The organism is Mycobacterium sp. TH-M11, from assembly GCF_057473725.1.
Map to the genome: position 1 here is coordinate 1 of NZ_JBYCLD010000010.1, position 8,147 is coordinate 8,147.

Annotated in this window: 7 protein-coding genes; 1 reads left to right on the forward strand and 6 read right to left on the reverse strand. The window is 65.3% G+C overall.

The window, feature by feature from the left end:
* Positions 1 to 293: 293 nt before the first annotated feature.
* The 4 genes from AC2VOG_RS00450 to AC2VOG_RS00465 all read right to left on the reverse strand — a co-directional run bounded on the left by AC2VOG_RS00450 (position 294) and on the right by AC2VOG_RS00465 (position 4,044).
* Complete coding sequence (locus AC2VOG_RS00450) at positions 294 to 1,874, reverse strand: hypothetical protein (RefSeq protein ID WP_486937946.1); 1,581 nt, start codon at positions 1,872 to 1,874, stop codon at positions 294 to 296.
* Positions 1,875 to 2,023: 149 nt separating this feature from the next.
* A complete protein-coding gene (locus tag AC2VOG_RS00455) occupies positions 2,024 to 2,764 on the reverse strand; it encodes a nitroreductase family protein (RefSeq protein ID WP_486937947.1) in 741 nt (246 codons plus the stop codon).
* 27 nt (positions 2,765 to 2,791) lie between these two features.
* A complete protein-coding gene (locus tag AC2VOG_RS00460) occupies positions 2,792 to 3,292 on the reverse strand; it encodes a DUF2505 domain-containing protein (protein ID WP_486937948.1) in 501 nt (166 codons plus the stop codon).
* A gap of 59 nt (positions 3,293 to 3,351) precedes the next feature.
* Positions 3,352 to 4,044, reverse strand: a complete 693-nt coding sequence (locus tag AC2VOG_RS00465) for a flavodoxin family protein (RefSeq protein ID WP_486937949.1) — start codon at positions 4,042 to 4,044, stop codon at positions 3,352 to 3,354.
* A 155-nt stretch (positions 4,045 to 4,199) separates the two neighbouring features.
* Here AC2VOG_RS00465 and AC2VOG_RS00470 point away from each other — a divergent pair, with 155 nt between their 5' ends.
* On the forward strand, positions 4,200 to 5,030 hold the full coding sequence (locus AC2VOG_RS00470) for a class I SAM-dependent methyltransferase (RefSeq protein WP_486937950.1): 831 nt from the start codon (positions 4,200 to 4,202) through the stop codon (positions 5,028 to 5,030).
* Here AC2VOG_RS00470 and AC2VOG_RS00475 read toward each other — a convergent pair.
* On the reverse strand, positions 5,023 to 6,282 hold the full coding sequence (locus tag AC2VOG_RS00475; protein ID WP_486937951.1) for a phthiocerol/phthiodiolone dimycocerosyl transferase family protein: 1,260 nt from the start codon (positions 6,280 to 6,282) through the stop codon (positions 5,023 to 5,025). The two genes, AC2VOG_RS00470 and AC2VOG_RS00475, sit on opposite strands and share 8 nt — an antisense overlap.
* A 60-nt stretch (positions 6,283 to 6,342) precedes the next feature.
* Positions 6,343 to 8,147 (reverse strand): acyltransferase domain-containing protein (locus AC2VOG_RS00480; RefSeq protein ID WP_486937952.1); only part of this gene is annotated, 1,805 nt, incomplete at its 5' end.

The window sequence follows — 8,147 nt, forward strand, 5'->3', positions numbered from 1 at the left end:
TGGGCAGATGAATGGCCTTCTGCGCCATCGGCGTAACCGCGACAAGACTTGTCGCGGCCAGCACCGCACCGGCCATGGCACACGGACGCGCAGCAATCTGCATGGCAGACTTACCCCTCGATTGAAATCAGCTGAATAGCCCCTAGAGCTAAACGCAGAAAGCTTCAGCTGTCGCTATCGAAAAGGCGCTTCTTTCCAACCTCATATCTATCTGGCCAAACTCATATTCAGAGTCGCGCGATATGACGAATGGCGAATTAGGCAAATCCTTGACTCGGCGTGATACGAACCGGTCAGAACAGGCTCGTCGCAATGCTGGTCAAATCGGGCGCCAGGTTGGCGCCGAAGATCCCGGCGAGGTCTGCCGACAGCGAACTGGGATCCAGGGCGGCGAGGTCGAAGGGTTGGCCCAAGGTCGACGCCGCCGCGCTGCCGCCGAACAGTTGGGCGAGGTCGGGGAGTACCAGGCTGGGATTCAAGCCGCCGTACACCGCGGTCGGGTCGGTCGCCAGCACGCCAGGGGACACCGGCAGATAGCCGGGGTCGGTGAGCAGACCGGCGTTGATGACCAGGTTCGGCAATTCGGGGTTGATCGCGGTCAGCGAGTCGATGATGCTGGTCTCCTCGGCGGGGGTGAACGTGAACGCCCCGGTGTCCAGCAGGGCCTGGGTGTCGGCGATGTCGGTTGAGGTCGGGATGTTCGAGTATCCCCCGGCCACGGCGGTCAGGAACTCGTTGATGATCGGGTTGCCACCCGGGGTCAGCGAGTTGATGTCCTGCACGATCGGAAGGGTGATGCCGAGCGGTCCTGTCGACCCGAGAATTTCGCAGCTTCCCGGGCACAGCGGGCTGCCCGGCTCGAACGGGTTGAAGGTCACCGCGAACCCGGCGGCGTCGGCCTGCAGCGCCTGGAAGAGTTCGGTCGGGGTGACCGACTCGATCCCGGTGCCCAACAGGCCGCTGGTCGACGGGGTCGCCAGCAGGCTGTTGTAGAAGTTCTCGAAGGGTTGCAACAAGTTCAGCGTGAAAGTGTGACCGGCCCACGGGACTTGCGTGGCGTTCGGGTCGAAGACCCCGGTGGTCGGGTCGTAGGCGGGTGCGCCCGTCACCGGGTCGACGGTGCCGCCCAGGAAGTAGTTGCCGTCGGGCTGGTTGGTAAAGCCCAGCCCCGAGTAGGCCGGCCCGCTGTCGGTGCTGCCGCCGAGGAAGTAGTTGCCGTCGGGCTGGTTGGTAAAGCCCAGCCCCGAGTAGGCCGGCCCGCTGTCGGTGCTGCCGCCGGCGGCCGGGTTGAAGTAGTACCCGGTCGACAGACTGTCCGGGCCGGTCAGCGGGGCCGTGAACCAGTTGCGGAACAGCCCGAAATCAGGACTGACCAAGGCCTGGGCAAATCCCAGGTCGCGGTCGATCCCGGTGATGCCGGTGACCACATCCGCCGGAACGATCGGGAAGCAGGTCGTCACGGCACAGGACAGACTCGTCGGCAGTTCGGCCGCCAGCAAGCCGGTGATTTCGTAGTTCAGGCCGCCAGCACCGTCGATGAGCGAGGGAAACGGCGCAAACAAGGAGTCGATCGCCGCGACGTGCGTCGGGTCACCGGGGTCGATACCAAACAGGTTCGCAGAGCCGACGACGAAAATGTTGGTGTTGAACATCAGCGAGCCTGCCGCGGTGTCCAGTCCCTGCACCTCATTGGCCGGGATGTTCGCAACGTCGTCGAACAGGTTCACCGGGATGTTGAGGACGGAGCCGGCGTCCACCAGACGGGTCTCAGCACTCACCGTGGGGAGGTGGGCGGTCCGCGACGTGAACGGGGCGGCGGCAAGGGCCCCCGTCGCCGCCAGCGCCGCACCCACAAGGACATACGAACGTGACACAGCCTGCATTGCGCTTCCCCCGAGTTGTCAGGCGCCGCTCAGGTACGAACCTGAGGACAGCTCTTTCGGAGTGCATTCGGCGCCGAGCAGTCGTTGGATCATGTGACGACCGGACTTTTTCCGATAGCCACCGATCGCGTGCCCGACGATCAGTCGTTAAGCCAGGCGCGGTTGCCGTAGGTGTCCAGATGTACGACCTGCTCGACGGCCGCCCGCGTGGTCGGGCCGTAGCGCCCGCGTGGCCATCCGAGCGCCACTACGCAGCAGGGCGTCACCGAACGTGGCAGGCCGAGAATCCTGCGGGCCCGCCCGACTCCCCACAGCGGCAGGGTGATCAGCGATGCGCCCAGTCCCATCGCGCGCGCTGCCAGCAGAAGGTTCTGCACGCTCGGGTAGATCGAACCCCAATATCCCGACAGGGCGGCATGGGGCATCACCGAAGACGGCACCCGCCCTTCGCGGACGGTCAAGCGCAGGCAGGCCACCACCAGAACCGGGATTTCGGTGAAGTGGTCGACTTGCCATTGCGCCGCGCGGATGACCTTGGCCAGTGACGGGTCATTGTCGCCCGCCCTGCTGAGCAGTCCGCCGTAGGAGAACTTCCAGCCCCGCCGGTAACGCTCGGCGAGCTTTTCTATGACTCGCCGGTCCTTGACGACGATGAACTCCCAGTTCTGACCGTTGGCACCGGTGGGGGCGCGCAGCGCCAACTCGATGCACTTCAGCACGACTGCGTCATCGACGGGGTCGGGATGAACGCGGCGAACGGCCCGCTGCGTCATCATCGCCTCGATCAGCGGCATGTTCAGACCGGCCAGCGCCTCCGTGGTGGCCGGCGCGACCGGTGACCGCGCCGAGGCCGGCGGGTCGATACGCGGCGCGTCGTTCATCTGTGGCGCCCTAACTCGGTGCGGGTATCAGGCATTCTCGGTGATCCACGTCGCGGTGAACTTCTGGATTTCCGGGATTTCCCGGGTGAACTCACGCGCGATGAAGGTTTCGACGGACCCGCCGACCAGTGGGACTTTGAACTCGACAATCCCGGTGAAGGTCATCCGGCAACCGTTATCGATCGGCGCGATCAGTGCGCTACCAGAACCCGATCCCGGCGCCCCGGACACCGCGACGCTGATCTCGCCGCGCAATTGGCCGTCGGTCGGTCGCCACACTTCAGTGTGCCGGACGGTGAGATCGCGGCGATAGAATTTGGCGAGCAGTCCGGGCAGCAGGTCGCGACCCAAATCCTGGGTGGTGGCCACCCGCACGGTCCGGTCGTCATCGACGATCAATGACTCCAGCGTGGTGCCGCCATGCAGCGTCGCAAGCCTGGCCTGCCAGTAGTCCGCACCGCCGAAGGCCTGGTGAACCTGCTCGATACTGGCGGTCGAGTCGGCGGACACGTCGAACGAACGCGACATTGTAGAGCGAACTCCTCAACAGGTGATCATCATCGCGGCTAGGCGCACTCTTGGTCAGCTTACCCAGATCCTTTGCCGAACAACCGATCCGCCAGCATAGCCGCAAAGGTCCGGGTTTGTTCCAACTGCGCTGGCTGCACATTGGTCGACGGGATGGGTATGCCCAGGTAGCGCCTGCGATATTCGCCCGACCCCAGGTAACTGGTCAGCGACAGCATGGACCGAAGTGGATCGCCGGGATAGGTGAAATGGATCTCGTCGACGAAGTGGCCGCCCTGCTGTTCGGCAAGCTCGCGCACCGCGTCAAAGTTTTCCCGCCAAAACTGGCGACACACGGTAAATACCGCAAAGGGCTTGCCGGACAGCAATGTAGCCGCCTCGTCCGACTTCAAGAAGGAGCGCAAAGGCATGCTCACCGTCTGCCACCAGGTCGGTGAGCCGATACAGATCAGGTCGTAATCACCGCCGCGCGCGGTGTCGGGGATGACGATCTCACCGGTCTCGCCGCGCTTCTGGGCCGGCAGCACGCTGAGCATGTCGGGCCACACACGTCGCATCGGGAATCGAGAAAACCGGTCGGCATACCGCCGATCAGTGAACTCGATCCCCGCTGTGTGCACCTCGCAGCCACGCGCGCGGAAGACGTCGCCCGCGGCCTCGAGCACCTTGATCGACTGCCCAGTGTAGGAGTAGTAGAGCAGCAGCACCTGCGGAGGCCGTTCACCGCGACCGGGTTTCGTCGTATCCGTCATCACATCTCCGTCATCGAAAGTCGCGCACGGGGCCGCTCACGTGATGACCCGCCGCGCCCGGCTCCGCCGCGCTTGCGATCACCACTAGGTTGCTCACGTGATGACCCGCCGCGCCCGGCTCCGCCGCGCTTGCGATCACCACTAGGCTCTGGGCCGTGAACGACAAAGTCGCCGTCGACCTCAGCGGCCCCGCACAGACTATGCTGACGACGCTGTACTGCAAAGCGCTGGACGCCGACTGGGATCGGCCCATCCTCGGTGACGCATTCGCGAAGGGCGCGGTCGACCGAATCGACTACGACTGGCGCGAACTCAAGGTCTCCGACCGCTGGACGCCGCTCGTGACGGTGCGAACCGCCCAGTACGACATTTGGGCCCGCGAGTTTCTGGCCGCCAACCCGCAAGCGACGGTGGTGCATTTGGGCTGCGGACTGGACAGCCGGGTGTTCCGGCTGGATCCCGGCCCAGGTGTCGAATGGTACGACATCGACTATCCTGCGGTAATCGCATTGCGGCAGAAGGTTTTTCCCAGCCGCCCGCGATACCACCTGATTGCCACGGCGGCCACCGATCCGTCCTGGCTCGACCGAATTCCTGCCGACCGGCCCGTCCTGTTCCTGGCTGAGGGCATCAGCATGTACCTGACCGAAAGCGACGGCATCGCCCTGCTCCAACATGTCGTCGACCGATTCGAATCCGGTGAATTGCAGATCGACTTCTACAACTGGCTCACCATCCGCTCGCAGAAGGCGCACCGCCTGCAGCGGCAGTCCGGCTCGACACTGCATTGGGCCGTCAACAGTCCAGCCGACGTCGTGCAACGAGTCCGTGGGATCCGATTGCTGACCGCCGTCACGTTTTTCGACGCGAGCACGCTGCGCCGGGCATCGGCGGTCTTCCGGTTGGCGCGGCACCTGGTGCGCGCCGTCCCGCCGCTGCGGCGGGCCCTGCAATATCACCGTTACACCTTCGGGACAGTCAACTGACGCTGGTGGCGGCATGCTGCTCGGCGACCGCGCAGAGCAGCGACCGGATCAGCTCGATCGAACGTTCCGGCGCTGGACCGTGCGAGTGGTACTCGACGTTGAGCTGCTCGGCGAAGATCTGGGTGAAGTAGATCTCGATTCCCGCGCTGACGACGAAATACATCTCGCCGTGCGTGGCCGTCACCTTCACATCGGGCGGTGTCCGCACCGGAGGGACCAGGCCATTGTCGGAGAGCAGCACGACATCCGGTAATCCCGGGGCATTTCCGTCGTATTGCGGGCTGAAGTGCAACCGAGACTGTTGGATCACCCCGTCGGCCAGATCAGCCTTGAAGGTTGCGGCGATGTCGCGGGCGAGGTCGATGACGCCGGTCTTGTGGTCGATCTCGGCGAGATAAGTCCCCAACCCGACCGGGTTCGTGCACCCGGTCGCCGACACCGGCGGCGACAGAAAGTAGCGCAGATCGACGGTGTAGATGAACGGCACCGGGACGTTCAGCCGGCCCCGAAGCTGCCATTCCGCGATGAGGATCACCGAAGAGAGCACCGCGTGCAGGCCGAGCCCGTGCGCGCGGCACAGCTCGACGAGGGCGTGTGTCGCCTGCTCACTGAGCCGGCACGACACCGTCGGAACACGCACCGGTGAAGCCGGTTTGATGCCGGTGTCAGCTCGTCGGGAGGGTGGCAGGTCGTAGGCGAACATCGCCGGGAGGAACCGTTCGATGCCCGAGCGCGGCTGTTTCGTGATGCCCCGCTCGGCAAGCACCGTCTCGATCGACTCCGGCGCGGGCGCGGCGGTGATCGGGCCGATGCTGCCGGTGCAGACCAGGTCGGTGTAGAAGGACAGCAACTCCTCGATGAGGCCGTACATGTGATGGCCGTCGGCAAGGGCGTGATGAACATAGAGCGTCGGGTGCGCCTGGCCGGCGCGGACGGTCACGCGAAGGCCGACCAGCGCCTCGCTCTGGTCGAATCGTGGCGCGGGGGCCTCGGCATCCGGGTCGTCGAGTTCGATGACTTCGATTCCGGAGTGCAGCAGGTCGTCGGTGACGAACTGATGCCGCCCGTCGGCGTCCCGCTCCAGACGGGCGCACAAGATCGGGTGCGCCTCAAGTAGCGCATCGAAGGCGTCCGACAGCGCGTCGATATCGATCGGACCCTCGAGATGGGCGCCGAGTCCCACGAAATGCTCCGTCGCGGCCAGCATTTCCTCGCTGTTAGCCAGCTTGCGAATGACCGATGATGGAAACAATCCCTTACTCCCCTGACCGTTTGCGACACGATGATGAGCCGACCGGGCTCGTCGTTGTGATCACAAACTACCGTGCTCGCTACCCGCCGGCGTCGACTCCACATGGTCGAACAACTCGTCCAACACGCCGCTCGGCGAGTCGACCGTCACCCCAACGAGGTTTTCCTCGGGGACGCCGTCGGCTGCTGGCGGTGCGGCAATCGTTTCCGCCAGACACCTGGCCAACAAAGAGATGGTCGGGTTTTCCCATAACATCGTCGCCGGTACTTCGAAGCCCACCAATCGGGTGGTCTCCCGTAGGACGACCATCGCCATGGTCGAATCGAGCCCCAACTCGGGGAACGCCCGGTCCACACCCACCGCTGACGCCGGCATCCCGAGTTCGCGGGCGAGCACTGTTTGCAGCTTGGTCTCGAGTTGGTCGACCACCTGTTCCCCGGATACCTGCGACCAGATGACCGGCACCGATTCGGACTGCGACGCGGCGTGGTAGCGAAGGGACCGGATGTCCACGCAGATAGTGCCGTCGGGCGTCGTCGCGACGATGTCGACGATCACCTCGTTGTCGTTGCTGTCGCGCCGACGTACCTCGACGGCACCGCGGGCATCGGCGAGACCGGCATGCAACCGGACGCTGTCGGCGGCCACCGGTATCAGCAACCGGGGGCCGGCGCTGTCCACCTGTCGCGCGACGTCGACGGCGGCATCCAGCAACGCGACAGTCGACGCCTCGGGCAGCAGCACGTCGGCGCCAAATGCCTCCGGTGCCGACCGGCACGCATGAATCGACCACGCAAACGGCTGTCCCTCGATCCCGCACTGGGCCCGCGACCCGGCCACCGACGACGCGTCGCAGGGCGCCAAGTCCGGGGTGCCGGGCTGGACTGCGCGGTCGTCGTGGGGCGTGTGCACGATCCGGGCACTGGCGTGGCTGATCCAGCCGTCCGTGGAGCCACCCGCCGTCAATCCTGATGAAACCGTGACCAATTCGCCGTCGGCTACCACCTGGACCACCCGCGGCTGGTCGGCGACGAGCGGCTGCTCGAAGCGGACGTCGGACAAAGCTGCCGCTCCGCATTCGGCTGCCGCGGATGAAAGTGTGTGCAACAGAACCGATATCGGCACCACTTCGACGCCCTCGACACGGTACGTTCCCGGGTATGGCATGGCTTGCGGATTCAGCGATGCCTGCCACAAATGCACCGCCGGCGTGGTGGCGATCGCCACATGCTCGCCGAGCACGGTACCGGGTCGGGCCGCGGATACGGCGGCTTCCAACCGTTCGGTGATCCTCAGCCAGTGCGACGCGGGCTGGCGCACCGCTGGTTCCGAGGAACTCATCCAATGCCGGGTGTGGTGCCAGGGGGTGGGGGGAAGAACCGGATGAGGTCCGGCGGGATGATCGGTTTCCGGCGGGCGGGTGGTGTGGGTCCTGTTGAGGTTGGTGTGGAACGTCCACGTGTCGTGGGTGTCGCGCTGCAGGGTTCCGATGCTGTGGTGGTGATGGTCGCCGATTACATCGCTGATCGCGTCGGCCAGCACCGGGTGCGGGCTGACCTCCACGAAGGTGCCGTAGTCGGCGCCGGCAGCAGCCACGGTCTGGTTCAACCGCACCGGGGCACGAAGGTTTTCTGCCCAGTAGTCGGCGTCGAACACCGGGTCGGCGCCGGTGGTGACGAGGACCGGGATGCGTGTCGGCCGCGGTGCCACATCGGCCAGCGCCGCCCGCAATTCCGGTAGCACTGAATCGAGACCGGGAGCATCCGCCAGCGCCATCGCGCCGTGTCCGGACAGGCGGGCCATCAGTGTCGAGCGGGTGGTGATGACCCGCAGTCCCTCGGCGGGAGTCAACGCCCCGGCGACCA